The following is a 20,142-nucleotide window of genomic DNA, read 5'->3' as shown; positions in this document are numbered from 1 at the left end:
AAGTGCGCCGAATCCGGTGGAAACTCCGTAGACCGGTGTGGGGTCTGCGGCCAGCGCTTCGATGCGTGCACGACTTTCGGCGATCGCGGCCAGTGATTCCGCGGTCAATGCAACGCCGTATCCGTTGCGCGCGACGTCGACGACGTCGGCGATGGTGACAGCGCCGATTCCGACCTCGATGGTTCGGGTGGCTGTCTGGGTGGCAGGGGTGGCGTTCATGGGACTCCAATGATGATGCGGTGGTGATCCAGCAAGTCTTGTATACGAGACTCTAGTCTTGAATATGAGACGAAAACAAGGCCCGAAAAGTAGGGAACGGAGAAATTGGCTACATGTCTGCGGTCGGGGTCTCCACCATTCGATCTCCGAGATCGGCGGAGAACTCGGCGCTGACGGCGCGCACTCGGTCGGCGATCAGGGCACTCTCCTCGGCCGATTTGGAGCCGGAGAGGAAGGTGACGCCGAGAGCTGCGACCGGACGACCGTCCCGTGTGATCACGGGGCTGGCGATGCAGTTGATCCCGGATGTCGTCGCATTCTCTTCGACCGCATATCCGCTCTCACGTGCTGCGGCGAGCAGTTCTCGCAGTTCGGCGAGCGTCGACGGACCCGTTCCGGTCCGCGTCGGCCAGGTGTACCCCTCGTAGAGCGCGCTGATCTGTTCCGCATCCAGACGGCTCAGAATCGCCCGCCCGACTGCGGTGAGATGCGCCGGAAGGCGGGTCCCGATCTCGGTCACCAACCGCACGCCCGGCTTGAGCGGTTCACGTTTGTCGAGGTAGATGACGTCAGACCCCTGTAGCACCGCCAGGTGGGAGGTCTCGTCCGTCGACTGGGTAAGGGCCAGCATGAATCGTTGGCCCTCACGGTGAAGTGGGCCGGACCGCATGTACGACGCACCGACTTCGAACGCCGAGACACCCAGGGTCCAGGCGCGTTGATCAGCCCAGTACGAGACGAACCGTCGATCCCGCATGACGTTGAGAAGATGATGCGTCGTGCTCTTGGGCAGGTCGAGGGCGCTCGAGATTTCCGCCGTCGCCAGCGGCACACCCCGACGAGCCAGGAGATCGAGCACGTCGAGCACGCGCTCAGCAGATTTCACGCGGCTCGTCGTCATGTGGGGTGTGTCCTTACGGGTAGGGCTGAGGTGGGAGCGGGGAACCACATTGTCTCGGATACGAGACTGAATCGCCAAGTGCTCGGATACGAGACTGAATCGCCAAGTGCTCGGGGTGGTCAGGGTGTCTGGCTGCCGAGTTCCGCGGACAACCGGGCGCAGTGCTCCACCAAGACGCGGCCGTGGCTGGCGCAGACCTCGTCCGTCAGACGGAAGGTCGGGCCCACGACGCTGAGCGCTCCGGCTATCTGACCGACCGCGTTGTAGATCGGCGCGGCAACTCCGGTCGAGTGATCCTCGATGGTGTCGTGCGCAATGGCGTACCCGCTCTCGCCTACCTTGCCGCTCAACGCTGCGCCGACGGCGGTGCCGTCCAGGGGAACGCTCTGGCCCACCCACCCCATGTGGCGAATCGCGTGCGTGCCCTCGATCTGATCGAGATACAGCGCAGTGTCTTTCGGTCCCTTCGTCGACAGGTAGGTCGACTCTCTCGTGGTTTCGGCGATGGCCTTCATCGCGGGCCGCGCTCTCGGCAACAGTTGATTGTCACCGAGAGCGCGAGCCCCGATCTGTAGTAGCCGCGGGCCGACGCGATAGACGTTGTCCTCGCCGCGGACGACGAACTCGGTTTGTTCGAGGCTTCTGATCAGGCGAAGCGCGGTACTGGTTGCCAGATCGGTTGCCTTGGCGGCGTCGCCGAGCGTCAACCCGCCGTGCTCGACGATCGCACCGAGAAGTTCGAACGTGCGATTCGCGCTGCGGGTCACGTCGCCGGGGGCCATGTCCTACTCCAAGTGCCGAGGGATGTCTGCGCTGAATCTATCGCGAGCCCGGCAGTACCTCACCGTGGTGCTCGTCCAGCAGGGGACTGCGGCGGACATCGGGGCGTCGGCTATCACCGAACACGACGGGTTGTCGTACGTAGGAGATTTTTCCTGCTACCGGGTGCTCGAACGATTCGACGACTCCGCGATACTCGGCCTGCGCGGAGGTGAGTGCCTGCTGGACGTCCCAGATTTCCGAGCCGGCGAGGCCCGCGTCGCCGAGAATACCGACCACGTCGGCGACGGTCTTTCCGGCAGCCCAGGTTTCGATCTCCTTGCGCAGTGCCGGTTCGTTCTCGGTCCGGGCGGTGTCGTCGGCAAATCGGGGATCTGCGATCAGGTCGACGCGATTCATCGTCTGCGCCAGCTTCTCGAAACCCGACTGGCTCGCAACCGCGAGGACGAAGAGTCCGTCGTCGGCCTTGTAGGTGTCGAACGGTGTTGACACCGGATGACGGTTGCCGACGCGTGGGGGAGTGAGCCCGGTGGATTGCAGTTGGCTGTGTGCTGTCGGCAGCATGGCGAGCATGCTGTCGAACATCGCGACGTCAAGGTGCTGCCCGAGTCCGCTCGCCCGTGCACTCAGCAGGGCGGTACTGATTCCCCAGGCGGCGAACAGCCCGGCGACCAGGTCTCCGAACGACTCACCCAACCGTGTCGGCCCGGATTCCTCCGAACCGGTGATGCTCATGATTCCCGAAAGAGCCTGGACTACAAGGTCGTAGGCGGCGGCTCCGGACATGGGCCCGTCCTGTCCGAAACCGGAGATGGACGCGTACACGATCCGCGGATTGCGAGCCCGCGCAGCCTCGTAGTCGATTCCCAGGCGCTTGGTGACGCCGGGGCGAAAGTTTTCGACGACGACGTCGGCGGTCTCGATGAGCGTCAGCAGCGCCTCACGGTCCTCGTCGTTCTTGAGGTTGAGTGCCACCGAACGCTTGCCACGATTGAGCACGTTGAAGTAGATGCTCTCGCCGTCGCGGAACGGGCCGAGGTGCCGAGAGTCTTCACCGTGTTCGGATTCGATCTTGACGACGTCCGCACCGGCGTCGGAAAGCAGTGCGGTGCAGTAGGGTCCGGCAAGGACGCGCGAGAGGTCGATGACCCGGATGCCGTCGAGTGGGGGAAGTGCAGTCATGTCCGCGCCTTTCAGAACTCGGTGGAACGCGGCGACGGAGCATTGCCGGCAATGGTGAGCAACTGGATCTGCGAGGTGCCCTCGAAGATGCGGAGAATGCGGCAATCGCGGTACAGGCGTTCGATTTCCGATTCGCGCATGAAACCTGCGCCACCGTGGATCTGTACGGTTTGATCGACGATCGAGAAGCAGGCTTCGGTGGCGACGTACTTCGAAATCGATGCGGCGCGGCGGATGTCCTGACCGGCGTCCTTGACGTCGGCGGCCCAGTCTGCGGTGACGCGTGATGCGACAAGTTGCGCGTCGCAGCCACCGAGGAGTAGCTGGATTGCCTGGAAGTCGAAGATCGGCGTGCCGAACTGCTTTCGCTCCGTTGCGTACTCGCGTCCCAGTTCCCAAGCGCGCAGAGCGATGCCGTTTGCCATTGCCGCTACGTCGATGCGTGCTCGGTTCAGGGCGGTCAAGGCAATGTTGCCGCCGCGACCTTCGGTGCCGATCACGGAGTCGAGCGGCAGAACGACGTCGTCGAGGTAGACGGTGTACGTCGGGGCCGAACGAATTCCCATCTTGTCCTGCGGCTCCGAGTAGCTGATTCCCGGAGTTCCCTTGGGGACGACGAAGGCGGTGATGCCTCGGAATCCTGCGCTCGGGTCCGTCTTGGCGAAGAGCACGACCAGGTCGGCTTCCTTGGCGTTGGAGATGTACGTCTTCGATCCGGAGAGATGCCAGCCGTCGTCCTCGCGTCGGGCGACGGTACGCATCGAGGCGATGTCGGAGCCGGCATCGGGTTCTGTGAGTGCAAAGCCGGCCAGTAGTTCGCCCGACGCGAGCTGGGGCAACCAGCGATGCTTCTGCTCTTCGGAGCCGCCGACGAGAATCGGCTCGAGGCCCAGGTAGTGGGCGGTGTAGATCGATGCCAGCGCGGCGTCGGTGCGTGCAACTTCTTCGATGGCGACCAGTTGGGTTCGTGTCGACAGACCCAGCCCGCCGAATTCCTCGGGCACGGAAATGCCCATGAGGTCCTGCTGCCCGAGGCGCTTGACCAGCTGCGCCGGGAACTCCTTGGACTCGTCGCGTGCGGCGGCTCCTGGGTGGATCTCGGCGTTGGCGAAGGCTCGGACAGTGCTGCGGAACTCTGCGAGATCAACGCTGTCGGTGTCGGGCGCGGTCTGGGTAGTCACGGGGCTCCTTCGAGGCGGGATAGTTAAGAATTTCATCTAATGAAATCTAATTGCCACTAGTTGGCATGGACTGACTATGGCCGAGGGTGGCGAATTTGTCCAGGGGTGAAGCTGTTGTGTCGCGGCTCACGTTCTGCAATGATCAACTTGTCTGAGCCTGTATAGACAAGTTGATTGCGGATCGAACCCACTACAAGTCGGAAGCAGCGTGGCTTTCGACGGAAGGTGCTGACATGAGCCTCGTTTCAGTCGACACGACACCGGACTCCGAGAATGTGAGGAGGGTGTCCAGTACGTATTTCGAGGGCTTGTCGGCGGATCGATACGCTGCGCTCGCCGAAGACCGCAAGCTGGCGATTGTCGCCGCGCACATGGACCTTTCGCGTCGACGAGGACACAACTCGTCGATCTCGCGACTCGCGCCGGCCGGGGAGTTAGGGGACGGCCCCGCGATTCAATACGTCGGCGACGACATGCCGCAGCTCGTCGAAGCGGTCTTGGCGACACTTGCCCGTGCCCGCGTGGAACCGGAATTCGTGGTGCACCCCGTGCTTCGCACAGCCGTGCAACCGGCGCACAGCACTGAAGACGCCCGGGCCGGGGAGCGCACCGAATCATGGATCCACATAGGACTACCCGCACACTGTTCGGACGCGCAGGCGCAGGTGATCGCGGACGACGTCGCCGGAATCCTCGACCGTATCGCGCGTGCCTTCCGCGATTCCGTGCCCCTGCGGGACCTCGTCGACGAGGCGCGCGAGCAACTGGACTCGAACGGCTACGCCGAAGAAGCTGACTTTCTCCGGTGGTGCAGCGCCGGAAACTTCAGTGTCATCGGTGGTGCGCGAACTGTCGACAGTGACGAGCCGTACGCCATCGGCGTGCTCCCCGATCCAACCGGCTCTTCGGATTCGAAAGCGGCGCCCCTCGCGATCGCAGTGGTGTACCTCCGGCAAGGGTTCGGTGGATCCGAATACGCCACCGAGATCGACGTGTCCGTCGGCGACCGTGCGTACCGATTCGTCGGGTTCTTCACCGCGACCGGTATCGTCGCCGACGTCAGGCGAACCCCGCTCGTGCGAGGACGCGTCGCAGACATCTTCGAGGCCTCAGGATCCACCGTCGATTCGTTTGTCGGACAATCGATGCTGGCAGTGATTCAGTCGATTCCGGTCACAGTGCTCCTGGCGGCCGAGCCGGCCCGAATCGCGGACGCGCTGGACGAACTCACTTCCGTGGACGGCCGCACATCGATCCATCTGTTCTTGCAACCGGTGGGAAGTTCCCCGGCGACAGGGCGAGATCAAGAGTTGTCGGCTTTGCTCTTCGTTCCGCGCGAGAAATTCAGTACGACGATCAGAACAACGGCCGAGTCGGTACTCGCCGACGCACTCGGTGCCCACAATATCGAGTTCTCCAGTCGAGTCTCGGAATCCCCCTTGGCCGTCGTACATTTCACGGCCACAGTCGGCGGCGGCGCGAACTTCGCGTCGGCGCGACAAGCACGGGAGATTCGGGACCTCGTCGTCGACGCGTGCCTGACGTGGGACGAACGATTCGTTCTGGATGCTTCGCACTACGACGAGCGGCGCAGGCGTGCTCGGTTCGCCGAGCGAGTTCCGGTGGCATACAAGCAGGATTTCGACGCTGTCCGAGCCGCCGAGGACATGGCGGTGTTCGAGGGCCTCGCGCCCGGAGAAGTAAGTCCACGGTTGGCCCGATCTGTCGACGGACCGGGTACTCACCGTCTCGGGCTGTACGTCTCGGGTGATCCGCTCTCGCTAGGCGAGGTGCTGCCCGTGTTGCAGAGCCTGGGCGTCGAAGTGGTCGACGAACGTCCGTACGAGATCGCACCGGTGGGAACCGAACAGTCCAGGATCTACGAGTTCACGCTCTACTACCCGAGTGCTCCGGTCGAAGGCTTCGACAACTTTGCCGCGCGATTCGGGGCGACGTTTGCCGCGGTTCGAAACGGTGACGCCGAGCCGGACTCGTTCAACGAATTGGTCGCGATCGCGGGACTCGGCTGGAAACAGGTAGTGGTGCTGCGGGCGTACGCGGAGTTCTTGCAGCAAGCGGGATTTCCTTACAGCACCGGTCGCGTCGCCGAGGTACTTGCCGATCATCCCGAGATCGCCGGCAGATTGTGCGAATTGTTCGAGAGCCGTTTCGATCCGGACGTCGTCGACGGAGATCGAGGTGCACGTGCAGCAGCGGACGTGGAAACGGCCGTGGCACAAGTGCAAGGACTCGACGCCGATCGGATCCTGCGCGCGTTGTCCGAGCTGGTCCGTAACACGTTGCGTACCAACTATTTCGTGTATCCCACTGAATCGCTCGGCGCGCTCTCGTTGAAGTTCGATTCGGAGAAGCTGTCCGTATTGCCCTTCCCTCGACCGAAGTTCGAGATATTCGTGTACTCACCCGATGTAGCAGGTGTGCACCTTCGCTTCGGTACGGTGGCTCGCGGCGGCTTGCGCTGGTCGGATCGGAAAGAGGACTTTCGCACCGAGGTACTGGGATTGGTGAAGGCGCAGGCAGTCAAGAACGCAGTCATCGTGCCTGTCGGAGCGAAGGGCGGATTTGTCGTCAAACGCCCACCGGTTCCAGGGCTGGGCGCAGACGCAGACCGAGAAGCTGCGTTGGCGGCCGGGATCGATTGCTACCGATCCTTCATTCGCGGACTACTCGATCTGACCGACAACGTCGACAAGCAGAGCGGGGCCGTTGTCGCGGCGCGGCGGGTCGTTCGCCACGACGGGGACGACACGTATCTTGTTGTCGCCGCGGACAAGGGAACTGCGAAGTTCTCCGACATCGCGAACGAGGTTGCCGCGGAGTACGGATTCTGGCTCGGCGACGCCTTCGCGTCCGGCGGGTCGGTCGGCTACGACCACAAAGCCATGGGTATCACGGCGAAGGGCGCCTGGGAAAGTGTCAAGCGGCACTTCCGTGAGCTCGGCCTCGATACCCAGCACGATGACTTCACCGCGGTGGGGATCGGAGACATGAGTGGCGACGTCTTCGGCAACGGTATGTTGTGCAGCAAGCACATTCGCCTGATCGCGGCGTTCGATCATCGGCACGTGTTCGTCGATCCGGACCCGTCGCCTGAGCGCTCGTACGACGAGCGATCACGTCTCTTTGCACTCCCACGATCCTCGTGGGCCGACTACGATCCGACCTTGATCAGCGCGGGCGGCGGAGTGTGGGAACGCTCGGCGAAGCGCGTTCCGATCAGTGACGAGATGCGAGAAACCCTGGGCCTCGAGGGCGACGTCACCGAACTGACTCCACCGCAACTGGTTCGGGCGATTCTGCGGTCCCCGGCAGATCTGTTGTGGAACGGCGGCATCGGAACGTACGTCAAGGCCTCCGGTGAGTCCGACCTCGAAGTCGGCGACAAGAGCAACGACGCCGTTCGGGTGAACGGCAACGAAGTGCGTGCCCGAGTGATCGGTGAAGGAGGCAATCTCGGCCTCACCCAGGCCGGACGAATCGAATACGCGCGCATCGGTGGGCGGATCAATACAGACGCCCTCGATAATTCCGCGGGAGTCGATTGCTCCGATCACGAGGTGAACATCAAGATCCTTCTCGACTCCCTGATCAGCTCAGGCGTCGTCGCGGACTCACATCGCGACGCACTGCTCGAAACGTTGACCGATCAGGTCGCCGAACTCGTTCTTGCAGACAACCGTTCACAGAACGAACTGATGGGTACCACGCGTGCGGATGCGGGGGCGATGATCGGTGTGCACGGCAGAGTGATTTCGAACCTCGAATCTCGCGGAATCGTCGACCGCGTCATCGAAGGGTTTCCGACCAAGAAGCAGTTCGCCGCGGCCGAGAAGTCGGGAACGGGGCTGACGTCGCCGGAACTCGCCACACTGATGGCCCACGTCAAGCTCGATCTGAAATCCACCTTGTTGGAAGGAAGCTCGATCGACAACCAGATCTACCGCCAGGTGCTGGCGAACTATTTTCCGGAGGGCGTTCGAGTTGCAGGGGGTGACGCCCTCGACCGGCACCCACTTCGTCGCGAGATCGTCGCGACAGTGCTGACGAACAACGTCATCGATCGAGGCGGCATCACCTATGCGTATCGGCTCGGTGAAGAAGTCGGCGCTGATCCGGAAGACGCAGTACGTGCCTTCACGGTGGTCTCCGAGGTGTTCGGACTGTGGGGGTTGTGGCACGACATCAGCGAAGCCTCGATCTCGACCGCAGTGTCCGACGAGTTGATCCTGCTCACCAGGCGACTGCTCGACCGGGCGTCACGGTGGATGCTGACACGTCGTCCGCAACCGCTGGCCGTCGGGGCCGAGATCAGCAGATTCGGTGATCGCATCGCGGAGGCGTCGGCAGAGCTCGATGGCTGGCTGGTAGGCGCAGATCAGCGGAACCTGGCTGCGCGAACGGTCCTCATCACGGACAAAGGCGCGCCGGAGAACCTGGTCAGGCGAGTGGAGATATTGCTCGATCAGTTCGGACTGCTCGACGTGGTGGAGATCGCGGACCTCGCCGATCGGACGATCTCGGAGACCGGCGAACTCTATTTCCGGCTCGGTGAGCATGTTGGGCTCGTCCCGATGCTCAATCGAGTGTCGGCATTGAGCAAGGACGGAAAATGGAACGCGTTGGCGAGGTTGTCGTTGCGGGACGAGTTGTACTCGACGGTGCGGGCCCTGACCCTCGACGTCTTGGCCGACGCGGAAGCGGGTGACACGACAGCGGAAAAACTCTCGAGGTGGGAAGAAAGGAATGCGTCGAGAATCGAGAGGTCCACTCTCGCGCTCGCAGAGATCGAGGCGTCCGGGCAACACGATCTTGCTGCGCTTTCGGTTGCGACGAGCCAATTGCGGCGCATGGTGGGTTAGGTCCGGCGCGGACGCTCGCGGATGGATCGGAAAGGTGCACGAGGCGGATAGACTTCGGAGGCCGAACGGGAGAACCGACTCGGTGGTTTTCGACGAACGGGTGGTGGCGATGGCGATTGCCGAAGTGGACGCAGAACTCGCCGTGCTGTTCAACGAGGCAGGCGGCGAGTCCGCCCCTGCCTACGAACGGGTCAAGAACCTCGTGGTCTCGCAGATCAACTCGGGTCGGTGGACCGAAGGCGATCAGCTGCCTTCGGAGAATCAACTGGTCAGTGCGCTGGGGTTGTCACGAATGACGATCAATCGAGCGCTTCGCGAACTCACCAGCGACGGTCTGATCGTGCGGATGATGGGGGTCGGTACTTTTGTCGCCGCCACGAAGACCGCGTCCCCGCTGTTCGAAGTCAAGAACATCGCCGACGAGATTCAGCGCCGCGGCCACCGTCATCGAACCGAGGTCGTCTTCGTTCGTGAGGAAGAAACCGACCACGGGCAGACGTTCCTTCGTGAATCGGTGGGCAAACGGGTGTTCCATTCGCTGATGGTGCACTTCGAGGACGAAACTCCGATTCAGGTGGAAGACCGATTCGTGAATCCGAACGAGGCGCCAGACTATCTGCGCCAGGACTTCACCGCGATCACCCCCAACAACTACTTGAGTGACGTTGCGCCTCTGGTTCGCGGCGAGCATGTTGTGGAAGCGGTGTTGGGTAGCCCGGACGAATGCGAGCTGTTGCGCATCGATCGCGGGGAACCGTGCCTGCTGATTCGCCGCCGCACCTGGTCGGCTAACGGATTGGTCAGCGCGGCGCGCTTGATCCATCCGGGTTCACGCAATCGCTTGGAAGGAACCTTCGAGCGCTGATCGTTTCGAATGGCGAATCCTGAACACTCGCTCGTCCGATTGCACCATTTTCGGGGCCGACTTCGGTGCAATCGACCAGGACGTGACTGCCAGCACACTGAGATCATGGGTGGACGGTTATTGCTTCCGCAACTTCACTTCCCGACGAGTGAGACCTGAGCGGATCCCAGCAACGCCGTCTACGCCGCTCGCTTCCATGATCGAAGGAGTTCGACCTGTGACCGACTTGCCCAAGGACCTACTTGTCGCCCCGAAGTGGCAGGAACGCCTCGACGAACTGGCAGCCAAGCATTCGGTACCGGGCGCGCAGGTCGGTGTGATCGCGCTGGGCGAAGACGGCGCAGCGGACATCCGTGTCATCACCACCGGAGTGACGAGCCTGAACACGCGCGTCGACGTCGATGCAGACACCCTGTTCCAGTACGGATCCGCGAGCAAGATCTGGACGACGACGCTGATCATGCAGCTCGTCGACGAGGGCAAGCTGACGCTGGACACCCTGGTGGTGGAGGTGCTTCCGGAGTTCACGATCGCGGATCCTTCCAACACGAAGGAAATCACGATCCGCCAGTTGCTCACGCACACAAGCGGTATCGACGGAGACCTGTTCAACGACACCGGTGACGGTGACGACTGCGTCGAGAAGTACGTCGACGAACTCGCGACCGCGATCAGCGTCACCGAGCCCGGCGGGCATCTGAGTTACAGCAACGCGGGTTTGCCGTTGCCGGCCGCATCGTCGAGGTCCTTCGTGAGATGACGTGGGACGAGGCGTTGGTCGAATATCTCTGGAAGCCACTCGGATTGACGCACATCATCACCAAGGCCAAGGACGCGCCGCTGTTCCGCACGGCCGTCGGCCACGTGGCCAACCCGGATCGGACGTCGCCGGACAAGGTGATTCCGACCAAGCAGTGGCTGCTTCCGCGCGGTATCGGTCCGGCCGGGATCATCACCGGATCGGTCAGCTCGCTCCTGACCTTCGGTGCTGCACACATGCGTGACGGACTCGCATTGACGGGTGAACGCATTCTGTCCGAAGAATCCGCGCGCCTGATGCGCACTCCGCAATTCGACCTGACCGCGGTCTCGAGCGTCGATCAGGCCTGGGGTCTCGGCTGGATCCTGTCCGACTGGGGTGGCGTGACGTCCGCGCAGCACGGTGGTGCGACGATCGGCCAGATCACTCGTTTTCACACCTTCCCCGAGCTCGGTCTCGCCATGGCCGTGGTGACCAACTCGCGTGGCGGCGGCGCCCTGGCCCACGACATCGAGAAGGAGATCGCCCAGGAGCTCGATCTCGTTCTGCCGGAGCCGAAGTCCGAGCCGAATGCGGAAGACATCGACCTGTCGCACATTCTCGGAACCTATGAATCGACAACCGTGCGAATCGAACTCACGCGCGGCGAGGACGGCGGATTCCAGGTGCAGAACTTCGCCAAGGTCGAGATCGACGGCGAGCCGCCGGCTCCGCCCACCAAGGTCGTGCCTCTGTCTGCCTCCCGGTTCTCGATCAGTAACGAGAGCGCTTCGGGTGAGATGGCTCATCTCACGATCCATGGCGAGCAATATCTTTACATGACAAGGCTTTTCAAGAAGATTTCCGACTAGTCGCGGCGAGATGATTCTCTCCGCTGAATGAAATCTCGGGCAGGTCGAAGGCGATGAGGGCCCTCGACCTGCCCGCACTACTTTTCGAGGAAAACTCATGATGAAACCTCTCGCTCCTTTTCCGGACGTGAATCACCCCGCGGCACTCGATGCTTACGGCCTTGCGCCGGTCATCGACGGTCACAACGATCTGGCCTGGACGGCTCGCGAAACTGCCGCATACTCGGTGGAGAATCTCGAGAAGGATTCCATCTTCCAAACCGACATCGACAAACTCGGTCGCGGCGGCGTCGGTGCGCAGTTCTGGTCGGTCTACACCCCGTGTGACCGGACGGAGCCAGAGGCGGTTCAGTACACACTCGAACAGATCGACTACGTGTACCGGATGATCGAGCGATACCCGGATACTTTCGAATTCGCGCGTACAGGTGACGACGTGCGTCGCATCTGGAGCGAGGGCAAGGTCGCGTCCTTGTTGGGCGCGGAGGGCGGTCACAGCATCGGCAGCTCGCTCGGTGTCCTGAGAATGATGGCGCGCCTTGGTCTTCGGTACATGACGCTGACGCACAACGACAACACCGGGTGGGCGGACTCCGCGACGGATACGCGAGCGCATGGCGGCCTCACCGACTTCGGTCGCGAGATCGTGCGCGAAATGAATCGGCTCGGCGTACTCGTCGACCTGTCGCACGTCTCGGTGGAAACGATGAGAGATGCCATCGAGACGTCGTCGGCGCCGGTGATTTTCAGCCATTCGTCGTGCTCTCAGCTATGCGGTCACCCCCGTAATGTTCCCGACGACGTCATGCGACTGCTCGGGGACAACGGCGGGGTCATCATGATCGCCTTTGTACCCATGTTCCTTTCTGCCGAGTACAACGAGTGGTTCAAAGGCGGGCGAGTCGGCCCACGACCGGGGATGACAGTGGACCATCTCGCCGACCACGTCGAGCATGCCCGAGACGTCGCGGGCATCGACCACATCGGTTTGGGCAGTGACTACGATGGGTTCGACGACTTTCCGGACGGTATGCAGGACGTATCCGGTTTCGCGGTGTTGATAGACCGTCTGGCGGAACGCGGTTGGTCCGCGGAGGACTTGGCAAAGCTGATGGGCAACAACGTGTTGCGTGTGCTCGACGAGACCAGTGCGGCCTCGATGTCGAGCCTTTCCTAGCCGTATCGACGCCCGAGAAGATGAGGATGAGAATGAAGAAGATTCGTACCGTTGCACTGAAGCTGGTTGCTTCGGTGTCCGTAGTTCTGGTTGTGCTGGTATCGATAGCGCTCGTATTCAATGTCGGCTCCAGCAAAGCGAGCGTTCCGGCCGGGGAGACGGGCAACCAGTTCGTGTCCGTCGACGGAAAGAACATGAGCTACTCGATCCGCGGCAACGGCGATCAGACCATAGTGCTGTTACCCGGGTTCGGAACGTCCGCACCGATTCTCGACTTCACACCGCTTGTCAACGAGCTCGCACCCGACTACCGCGTCGTCACGATCGAGCCCTTCGGTTACGGCTACAGTGACGGAACGGACAAGGACCGCACGACTGCGAACATCGTCGAAGAGATTCATACGGCAGTACAGTCGCTGGGAATTGACGAATACATCCTCATGGGGCACTCGATCACTGGTCTCTATGCGCTGGACTACACCGCGAAGTACCGTGACGAGGTCACCGCATTCGTGGGTATCGACAGCAGTGTTCCAGGGCAGCCGAACATGGATACCAAATTCCCGATCGACGCACTCCGAGTTGGAAGGCAATTGGGCTTGGCGGAATTGCTGTCCAAGGTCGTCGGTGGTGAAGCCTCGGACGAGTACCTCGATCCCGCCGCAAAGGACGAGATGCGACAGTTGACTGCGAAGAACAACTTCAGCGATACCTATCTCAACGAGATGGATCATCTTTCGAGTAACTTTGCTGAAGCAATCGGCAAGACGTTCCCAGCCGATCTTCCGATTCTGTTGTTCGCCGTGAACAATTCAGAAGTTCAGGGCTGGACAGAGCTGCACGAAGGGCAGGCAGCCTCCGTCGATCACGGAGAGGTGATCTTGCTGGACGGAGACCACTACCTGCACCACACCAGGTCGAAGGAAATCGCCGAGAACCTCGGAAGGTTCTTGGGTGAGCTGAACTGAATCCGGGAGGACGTTAAAGTTGGAGGCGGGGCCATCGAGTCGAGATGGTCCCGCTTCTTTCTTCTCCACTGATCGTTCGGAGGCATTGTGGCGCAGACCTGGTCACGCGAAGAACTGGTGAGCGAGCTGGACTCGGCGTATTCGAAACTCGAAGCGTTACTCGACGGCGTCGCCGAGGCCGATGCGTTCGACGCCGTTGCCGTCGACGCGTGGACGGTGCACGACGTACTCGCTGTGCGTGTCTGGTGGGCAGAGGCCGTCGCAGAGTGGATAGGTGCCGGGCTGCGAGACGAGGCTCCGCAGACGCCGGCGGCGGGTTACAAATGGACGCAAACACCCGCACTGAACCAGTCGGTTGTCGACGCGAGCATCGACATTCCGGCTCAGGAGCTTCGTGACCGCTTGGGAGCTGCTGTTGCGATGTTGCGCAACTACATCGAGACCCTTGACGACGATCAACTGCTGTCGGTCGGGGTTTTCTCGTGGACCCGGACGTGGCCGGTCTCGAGGTGGATCGCCGTCAACACGATCACCCAATACGCGTCGTTGTCGAAAATGATTCGGCGAGTGCTGAAGTCGAACAATCAGCCCTGAAGTCGATGCATCCGCCATACCGTCGGTCCGTCAGTCAGTGAGATTTCGCCTGCTATCGTGAAACCGAACCGTTGGTACAGCGGTAGATTTCGTTCGGTCGACGTATCGAGCCAGCAATTCTGTTCGGTTCGATCCAGTTCCGCCAAAGCATGTTTCAGTAGCGCAGAACCCAATCCGGTTCCGCGTGAACGCGGCATCGTACCGATCGTTGCCAACGACCACGCGTTGTCGGGGACGGGAAGCGCAGACAGTTGTTGGTCAGCCTGAAGAACGCGCTCGAACCGATCTCCGTGCAGTTCGACGATCTTCTCGACGGTCGCTTCATCAGGCTCTGGAGTGTCCGGCGGCAGGACTGCGATGACGCCGTTGCCGGAATCGTCGATGTAGGAACGCCCGAACGGTAGTGCCAGGTGTTCGAGATAGATCCGTTGCAGAGTCGCGACGCGTTCCACGTGGGAGTCTTCGGCGACGCACCAGTTCGTCCAGGGGTAGTCGGCAAACGCCTCGCCGAGAACCTCGGCGGCACGGTCGAGATCGTCGATGGACAGCGGTCGAACAGAATTCTGCATAGTGCCACTTCAGCACAGTGAGGTCTTCCGTCGCCACTCGATTTCGGCGGTGTAGCAGGTGCGCGGGCCGTGGTCACGTACTTGTGAGTTCATTCAAGAAAGTTGGACGAGGCTGTCGATCCTGCGTTGACTGGTAGTGATCGGGCAATCGCCGAGCTGTCAACTCCGGGCACGTGAGATCCGGGTATGGCGATTCTCCGCGAAAGGAACAGATATGAACAGGCTCGAAAGCAAGAGTGTAGTGATCACAGGCGCCGCCAGTGGAATCGGGCGTGCAGCAGCACAACTCATGGCGGCAGAGGGCGCCAAGGTGCTGGTCGCCGACCTCGATCCTGCGCGTGCAGAGGAAGCGGCGGTGGCGATTCGCGAGACCGGTGGCAATGCACTGGGTTTCGGCGTCGATGTCATGAACGAGGACTCTCTGGCAGCGATGATCGAAAAGGCGGTCGCCGAATTCGGCGGCATCAACGTCCTGTGTAATCACGTGGGCGGTAGTAACCCGCGCAAGGATCTCGACCTGCTCCGGATGGACTTGGACGAGTGGGATCGCGTGATGTCGCTCAACGTCCGCAGCACTGTCGTCGCTTCACGACTTGCCATTCCGCACATGAACAGTGCCGGTGGAGGATCGATCGTCAACACGGCCTCGGTAGGTGGATTGATCGGCGATTCCTTGCAGTCTGCCTACGGGTCCGCCAAAGCGGCAGTCATTCGTCTGACGCAGTACATCGCAGTCCAGTACGGAGCAAACGGTGTTCGGTGCAATGCCGTAGCGCCGGGCGCGATCATGACACCCGCTCTCGTGGACAACATCCCCGCTGATGTCATCGACGGCATGAAGCAGGCAAACGCCCTGCCTTACCTCGGCGAACCCGAAGACATCGCGCATGCCATGGTCTACCTGGCTTCGGACGAATCTCGCTACATGACGGGGCAGACCCTGGTGGTCGACGGCGGACTCACCAGCAAGAGTCCGCTCGCGACCGGCCGTTCGTCCTTGTTGAGCTGAATCAGCTCCGCCAACCGCTGGGGCCGGCGCCCAGAACCTCGATGGATCCCTGACTGGCGTGTGAATGCTTGGTGCGGTGCGTCATTCGCCACCTTCCGTCGATCCGCGCCCATGAGTCGTGGTAGTCGCCGAGGGTGAAGAAGTTCAGGTGAGCCTTGCTCCCGGTGCCCACATGCATGTCGCTGACATAGGAGCGGCTGGTGGCGAGATCGCCGACCACCTCGACCAGCACGTTACCGATCAGATGTTGGGTGGGACCGCACTCGTCGAGGAACGAGCGGATGGACGCCACTACCTCGGCGGGTCCGCGCAGAGTTCCGGTGCCCAATTCTGCCGTAGCGTCCGGCGTCATGATCCGGTGGAGTTCATCCCACTCTCGCGCATCCATGGCTCGGGCGAACTCGAAGATGGAGCGGGTGATTTCGCGTTCGTCGAGAAGAGTGGTGATGTCGATGCTCATGCTGTGCGCCTTTCTTAACGTCGGGGGGTTAATAAAGGCGCACAGCAGATGTCAGCGGTTGAGCAGCTTGCGCATCGCTTCGGCAGCACCCTTGACCATCTTGTCTCGGGGGAAGCCACTGCGCTTCTTGGCGCCTTCGTAGTTTCCTGCAGCCACCCAGATCGGGCCGTCGGCAAGGTGTTCGAGACCTTCACGTGCAACATCTTCGGGCTCTGCGACGTTCATGCCCGGGATGTCGAAGTTCAGTCCCGCGCGAATCATAGCGGGTGTGCGAGTGACACCGAGAATGAACTCGACGACGTGAACGCCGTACGGCTGGAGTTCGAGCCACAGGCTTTCGGCGAAGATGCGCCCGAATGCCTTGGACGCCGCGTAGATGCTCTGGTGCTCGGAGCCCATGAATCCGGCCAGCGAACCGAGCAGCATGATGCCGCCGCGTCCGCGATCCTTCATCAATCCGCCGAAGTGGTGCGAGAGTTCGAGCTGCTTGTTGATGTTCAGCTCGATGACTCCGGCAAATCCCGTCAGATCTCCGGTGACGAACTCGTGGCCGTAGCTGTTGGCGCCGGCGTTGAAAATGAGGAGACCAACCTCGACGTCGTCGGTGACAGCCTTGATCTGATCGAGCGCGTCCGGAACGAGCAGATCCAATGCGAGAGTGCGTACTTCGACGCCGTTGGCGCGTGCCTTGGCCGCGGTCTCCTCGAGCGGGCCCGGCTTGCGGGCGATGAGAACGAGGTTGATGCCGATCTTGCTGAGCTCGTCGGCGAACCCTGCGCCGACACCTTCTGAACCGCCGGCGATGACTGCCCACGGGCCGTAGTACTGAGGATCGATCATTACTACCTTCTTCGAAAGATGTTGGCTTGACTAGTGAAACGGAGTCGGTACGGGTTCGCTGTCGTCGACGATCGGCTGAGGCACCGGCTCGTCGTTGAGGATCTCGAGTTCGCCCGCTGTTGCAGCGTTCACGATGGACGCGATCAAGGCGCCGCACTGCTTGCGAGGGGCACCGGGTCGTCCCTCTCGCTGCCCGAATTCACGGTCGTCGGCGATTTCGAGGCACTGGGCGCGGGCCTGGTCACTCCACTGAACGGTGGTGTGTTCCCAACTGTTCTTCTGGACCAGGACCTGAGCCTTGCACTCAGCGCACTGAAGAGGCTGCATCTTCGTCTGCCTTCTTTGCAGCGAGGTTGTCTTCGACTTCCTTCTGCCAGGCGGCGACGGGTCGCGCGGTGTCGAGTTCGAATTCGAAGCGCTCGGTCATCTCGGGAGCGATGTCCGCGACATCGACGTAGAACTGTTCGTACCAGCGACGGAGCTGGTAGACCGGGCCGTCTTCTTCGCACAGGAGCGGGTTCTCGATGCGAGTCTTGTTCTTCCAGATCTCGACGTCCTGCTCGAAGCCCTTGGCGATGAACGTGCCGAAGTTCGCGGCCATCGCGTCGGCGGCTTCACCCTGGAAGCGATCCGACTTCTTGACGATGATGCCGTACTGGAGCACGAACTTGTCAGCGCTGACCGGGTAGTGGCAGTTGATGAGCACAGAGTCGACGTTGTAGTCCTCGTACTCGTAGGTCAGGTCGTCGACCATGAAGGAGGGGCCGAAGTACGTGGCAACCGAGTTGCTGCCGACCATCTTCGGGGTGCCTGCTGCGTGGGGACGCATGTCCGAGCGAGCGACGCCGCGCATGTACTGCGTTGCGGCGTGGCCTTCGAAGACGTTCTTGAAGTACGTCGGGAAGGAGTAGTGCACGTAGAAGAAGTGCGCCATGTCGACGATGTTGTCGACGATTTCACGGCAGTTGGTGTCGACGGTCGTGGTGTACCAGACCCAGTCGCTCCACTCGTCGCTGAGCGCGCCTTCGATGCGGGGGATAGCCACGTCGTCGGTCGGCGGGTTGCCCTCGGGGTCATGCCAGACGAAGAGCATGCCGTCCTGGTCGAGGGTTTGCCAGGCGCGCGTCTTGGCCAGCGGGGGGACGCGGCGTGCGTACGGAATCTTCTGGCACTTGCCGTTGCCGCCCCAGCGCCAATCGTGGAACGGACAGGCAATGGCGTCGCCCTTGATGGTGCCCTGGCTCAAGTCGCCACCCATGTGACGGCAGTACGCGTCGAGGATCTTGACGTTGCCTTCACTGTCGGCGAAGACGACCAGTTTGGTGCCGAACGCCTCGATGGAGTGCGGCTGGCCGTCCTTGAAGGACTCCGTGAGTCCAATGCAGTGCCATCCACGCGCAAAGCGTGTAGGCGCGGTTCCAGCTTGGATCTCGCGAACCTCGTCGTTGTCGGACTGAGTGATCGTCACGATGAGTCCCGTCCTTTCCAGGGGCAGTGTCGACGCCCGACGCTAGGGGAGCGTGAATTGCCTCTGGGGTCTCGTCTCACTGGCCGGGACCAGCGGCGAGCGCGAGGATCCGGCGGCTGATCCCGGCCTCCGGGACTTCCGATCACCGGAACGCGTGACCGACATATCGTGACGGGGCAGCCGTTATGTCTATCTGCCGATCCGCTCCCTCACGGTTCGGTGCGAGGAGTGTCTCCCATGGTCAACAAGGTTCTGAGTTCAGTCCGTGATCTGCTCCCGAAGATCGCGGCCCGCGCTCAGAAGGTCGACGATTCGCGCAAGATCTCCGAACGGACCATCCGGGAGCTGTCCGAAGCCGGCGTCTTCTCCATGCTGGCGCCGAAAAGATACGGAGGTGCCGAGAGCGACCCGGTTCAGTTCTACGAAGTGGTCAGGGCCATCTCGGCTGCCTGCGGCTCGACCGGTTGGGTCGCGTCGGTGGTGGGGGTGCACCCGTGGCATCTTGCACTTTTCGACGACCGAGCGCAGGCCGACGTGTGGGGAGAGGATCAGACGACGCTCATTTCGTCCGCCTATGCGCCGGTCGGTCGACTGACGGCGGTGGACGGAGGCTACGAGCTATCGGGCCAGTGGGGTTTCTCCTCCGGTTGCGACCACGCGAGTTGGGCGTTGCTGGGAGCGATGGTGGTCGGCATGGATGGTCGTCCCGTCGATTTCATGACGGTGTTGGTGCCGCGCACCGATTACGAAATCCGTGACGTGTGGGATGTCGTGGGTATGCGGGGCACCGCGAGCAACGAGATCGTGGTCGAGAAGGCCTTCGTTCCCGAGCACCGATTGAAGCGCAACTACGAGACCGCACAACTGCGTGGTCCTGGCCAAGCGGTCAATCCTGGCCCGCTGTACAAACTTCCGTTCGGGAGTATCTTCACCTCGACGGTTGCCGCTCCGTGTGTGGGCATCGTCGCCGGTTGTTACGAGGGGTACCTGGACGTGATGCGTGAGCGCGTCCGTCTGAGTTTGGGTGGTGGACGGTTCAGTGAGGATCAGTTCGCTCAGGTCGCCGTCGCACGTGCGTCGTCGGAGATCGATGCTGCGATTCTGCAGATGGATCGCAATATCCGGGAGATGTACGAACTTGCTGTGGCCGGTCAGGAGCTCCCACTCTCGATGAGGCTGCGTGCGCGTCGTGATCAGGTTCGTGCGACGGAACGCTCGGTGGAAGCGATCGACATGCTTTTCAAGACGGCAGGCGGGAATTCCCTCTCTCGCGGAAACCCGATCGAGCGTGCGTGGCGTGACGTTCATGCGGGCAGCGTTCACGTTGCCAACGAACCCGAGCGCGCGTTGGCGCTCTACGGCCGGGCGGCGTTCGGACTGCCGGTGGAGGACAACCTGATCTGACGGGTTGGCGCGTCACCGGGTGGGGTATTTGCCT

The 20,142-nt window shown here is 61.8% G+C and carries 17 protein-coding genes and 1 pseudogene; 8 read left to right on the top strand and 10 right to left on the bottom strand.

Features of this window, described 5'->3' with window-relative positions; all coding sequences use genetic code 11:
• The 5 genes from RWT78_RS08075 to RWT78_RS08055 form a co-directional block, all read right to left on the bottom strand.
• Positions 1 to 219: aromatic amino acid lyase (locus RWT78_RS08075; RefSeq protein ID WP_314675176.1), on the bottom strand; the 219-nt coding region annotated here is incomplete at its 3' end.
• 109 nt (positions 220 to 328) lie between these two features.
• Positions 329 to 1,120, bottom strand: coding sequence for an IclR family transcriptional regulator (locus tag RWT78_RS08070; RefSeq protein ID WP_003939864.1), 792 nt, complete (start codon positions 1,118 to 1,120; stop codon positions 329 to 331).
• 119 nt (positions 1,121 to 1,239) lie between these two features.
• Complete coding sequence (locus RWT78_RS08065; protein ID WP_003939923.1) at positions 1,240 to 1,902, bottom strand: IclR family transcriptional regulator; 663 nt, start codon at positions 1,900 to 1,902, stop codon at positions 1,240 to 1,242.
• Positions 1,903 to 1,939: 37 nt separating this feature from the next.
• Positions 1,940 to 3,082, bottom strand: a complete 1,143-nt coding sequence (locus RWT78_RS08060) for a CoA transferase (protein WP_314675174.1) — start codon at positions 3,080 to 3,082, stop codon at positions 1,940 to 1,942.
• A gap of 11 nt (positions 3,083 to 3,093) precedes the next feature.
• Positions 3,094 to 4,263 (bottom strand): acyl-CoA dehydrogenase family protein, encoded by a 1,170-nt coding sequence (locus tag RWT78_RS08055; protein ID WP_007732726.1) that lies wholly within the window; start codon positions 4,261 to 4,263, stop codon positions 3,094 to 3,096.
• Between the two features lie 233 nt (positions 4,264 to 4,496).
• On the opposite strand from RWT78_RS08055, the gene RWT78_RS08050 reads away from it, so the two are divergent.
• The 6 genes and pseudogenes from RWT78_RS08050 (at position 4,497) to RWT78_RS08020 (ending at position 14,358) form a co-directional block, all read left to right on the top strand.
• A complete protein-coding gene (locus RWT78_RS08050; protein WP_314675171.1) occupies positions 4,497 to 9,143 on the top strand; it encodes an NAD-glutamate dehydrogenase domain-containing protein in 4,647 nt (1,548 codons plus the stop codon).
• A gap of 109 nt (positions 9,144 to 9,252) precedes the next feature.
• Complete coding sequence (gene hutC / locus RWT78_RS08045; RefSeq protein ID WP_024487384.1) at positions 9,253 to 10,008, top strand: histidine utilization repressor; 756 nt, start codon at positions 9,253 to 9,255, stop codon at positions 10,006 to 10,008.
• A 196-nt stretch (positions 10,009 to 10,204) separates the two neighbouring features.
• A pseudogene (locus tag RWT78_RS29200) lies at positions 10,205 to 11,619 on the top strand (serine hydrolase domain-containing protein).
• A gap of 97 nt (positions 11,620 to 11,716) precedes the next feature.
• A complete protein-coding gene (locus RWT78_RS08030) occupies positions 11,717 to 12,796 on the top strand; it encodes a dipeptidase (protein ID WP_314675166.1) in 1,080 nt (359 codons plus the stop codon).
• A 32-nt stretch (positions 12,797 to 12,828) separates the two neighbouring features.
• Complete coding sequence (locus tag RWT78_RS08025) at positions 12,829 to 13,764, top strand: alpha/beta fold hydrolase (protein WP_007732711.1); 936 nt, start codon at positions 12,829 to 12,831, stop codon at positions 13,762 to 13,764.
• A gap of 87 nt (positions 13,765 to 13,851) precedes the next feature.
• Positions 13,852 to 14,358: a ClbS/DfsB family four-helix bundle protein gene (locus RWT78_RS08020; RefSeq protein WP_064443723.1), complete on the top strand. Its 507-nt coding sequence runs from the start codon at positions 13,852 to 13,854 to the stop codon at positions 14,356 to 14,358.
• Here the strand turns inward: RWT78_RS08020 and RWT78_RS08015 are convergent.
• A complete protein-coding gene (locus RWT78_RS08015; protein ID WP_314675163.1) occupies positions 14,349 to 14,927 on the bottom strand; it encodes a GNAT family N-acetyltransferase in 579 nt (192 codons plus the stop codon). The two genes, RWT78_RS08020 and RWT78_RS08015, sit on opposite strands and share 10 nt — an antisense overlap.
• A 214-nt stretch (positions 14,928 to 15,141) precedes the next feature.
• Between RWT78_RS08015 and RWT78_RS08010 the strand changes: the two genes are divergently transcribed.
• The gene (locus tag RWT78_RS08010; protein ID WP_314675161.1) at positions 15,142 to 15,936 is read left to right on the top strand and encodes an SDR family NAD(P)-dependent oxidoreductase; all 795 of its coding nucleotides are present in this window, start codon (positions 15,142 to 15,144) and stop codon (positions 15,934 to 15,936) included.
• A 1-nt stretch (position 15,937) separates the two neighbouring features.
• On the opposite strand, the gene RWT78_RS08005 is transcribed toward RWT78_RS08010, so the two are convergent.
• From RWT78_RS08005 to RWT78_RS07990, 4 genes are read right to left on the bottom strand one after another with little or no spacing between them, the layout of a single operon-like run.
• Positions 15,938 to 16,396 (bottom strand): nuclear transport factor 2 family protein, encoded by a 459-nt coding sequence (locus RWT78_RS08005; RefSeq protein ID WP_314675159.1) that lies wholly within the window; start codon positions 16,394 to 16,396, stop codon positions 15,938 to 15,940.
• Positions 16,397 to 16,447: 51 nt separating this feature from the next.
• Positions 16,448 to 17,236, bottom strand: coding sequence for an SDR family oxidoreductase (locus tag RWT78_RS08000; protein WP_020909164.1), 789 nt, complete (start codon positions 17,234 to 17,236; stop codon positions 16,448 to 16,450).
• 30 nt (positions 17,237 to 17,266) lie between these two features.
• Positions 17,267 to 17,563 (bottom strand): hypothetical protein, encoded by a 297-nt coding sequence (locus RWT78_RS07995; protein WP_003940353.1) that lies wholly within the window; start codon positions 17,561 to 17,563, stop codon positions 17,267 to 17,269.
• Positions 17,541 to 18,704, bottom strand: coding sequence for a Rieske 2Fe-2S domain-containing protein (locus tag RWT78_RS07990; RefSeq protein WP_003940257.1), 1,164 nt, complete (start codon positions 18,702 to 18,704; stop codon positions 17,541 to 17,543). The genes RWT78_RS07995 and RWT78_RS07990 overlap by 23 nt, the downstream gene beginning before the upstream one ends.
• A 237-nt stretch (positions 18,705 to 18,941) precedes the next feature.
• Here RWT78_RS07990 and hsaA point away from each other — a divergent pair, with 237 nt between their 5' ends.
• On the top strand, positions 18,942 to 20,108 hold the full coding sequence (hsaA, locus tag RWT78_RS07985) for a 3-hydroxy-9,10-secoandrosta-1,3,5(10)-triene-9,17-dione monooxygenase oxygenase subunit (RefSeq protein ID WP_003940567.1): 1,167 nt from the start codon (positions 18,942 to 18,944) through the stop codon (positions 20,106 to 20,108).
• The last annotated feature ends 34 nt before the right edge of the window (positions 20,109 to 20,142 follow it).

Source organism: uncultured Rhodococcus sp., from assembly GCF_963525155.1.
GTDB lineage: Bacteria > Actinomycetota > Actinomycetes > Mycobacteriales > Mycobacteriaceae > Rhodococcus_F > Rhodococcus_F qingshengii.
This window is presented reverse-complemented; position numbering and strand designations above follow the sequence as displayed.

Excerpts from the sequence above, each read along its gene's own strand:
- RWT78_RS08070 (WP_003939864.1), bottom strand. The coding sequence starts at position 1,120 with ATGACGACGAGCCGCGTGAAATCTGCTGAGCGCGTGCTCGACGTGCTC.
- RWT78_RS08065 (WP_003939923.1), bottom strand. The coding sequence starts at position 1,902 with ATGGCCCCCGGCGACGTGACCCGCAGCGCGAATCGCACGTTCGAACTT.
- RWT78_RS08060 (WP_314675174.1), bottom strand. The coding sequence starts at position 3,082 with ATGACTGCACTTCCCCCACTCGACGGCATCCGGGTCATCGACCTCTCG.
- RWT78_RS08050 (WP_314675171.1), top strand. The coding sequence starts at position 4,497 with ATGAGCCTCGTTTCAGTCGACACGACACCGGACTCCGAGAATGTGAGG.
- hutC (WP_024487384.1), top strand. The coding sequence starts at position 9,253 with ATGGCGATTGCCGAAGTGGACGCAGAACTCGCCGTGCTGTTCAACGAG.
- RWT78_RS08030 (WP_314675166.1), top strand. The coding sequence starts at position 11,717 with ATGATGAAACCTCTCGCTCCTTTTCCGGACGTGAATCACCCCGCGGCA.
- RWT78_RS08025 (WP_007732711.1), top strand. The coding sequence starts at position 12,829 with ATGAAGAAGATTCGTACCGTTGCACTGAAGCTGGTTGCTTCGGTGTCC.
- RWT78_RS08015 (WP_314675163.1), bottom strand. The coding sequence starts at position 14,927 with ATGCAGAATTCTGTTCGACCGCTGTCCATCGACGATCTCGACCGTGCC.
- RWT78_RS08010 (WP_314675161.1), top strand. The coding sequence starts at position 15,142 with ATGAACAGGCTCGAAAGCAAGAGTGTAGTGATCACAGGCGCCGCCAGT.
- RWT78_RS08005 (WP_314675159.1), bottom strand. The coding sequence starts at position 16,396 with ATGAGCATCGACATCACCACTCTTCTCGACGAACGCGAAATCACCCGC.
- RWT78_RS08000 (WP_020909164.1), bottom strand. The coding sequence starts at position 17,236 with ATGATCGATCCTCAGTACTACGGCCCGTGGGCAGTCATCGCCGGCGGT.
- RWT78_RS07995 (WP_003940353.1), bottom strand. The coding sequence starts at position 17,563 with ATGCAGCCTCTTCAGTGCGCTGAGTGCAAGGCTCAGGTCCTGGTCCAG.
- hsaA (WP_003940567.1), top strand. The coding sequence starts at position 18,942 with ATGGTCAACAAGGTTCTGAGTTCAGTCCGTGATCTGCTCCCGAAGATC.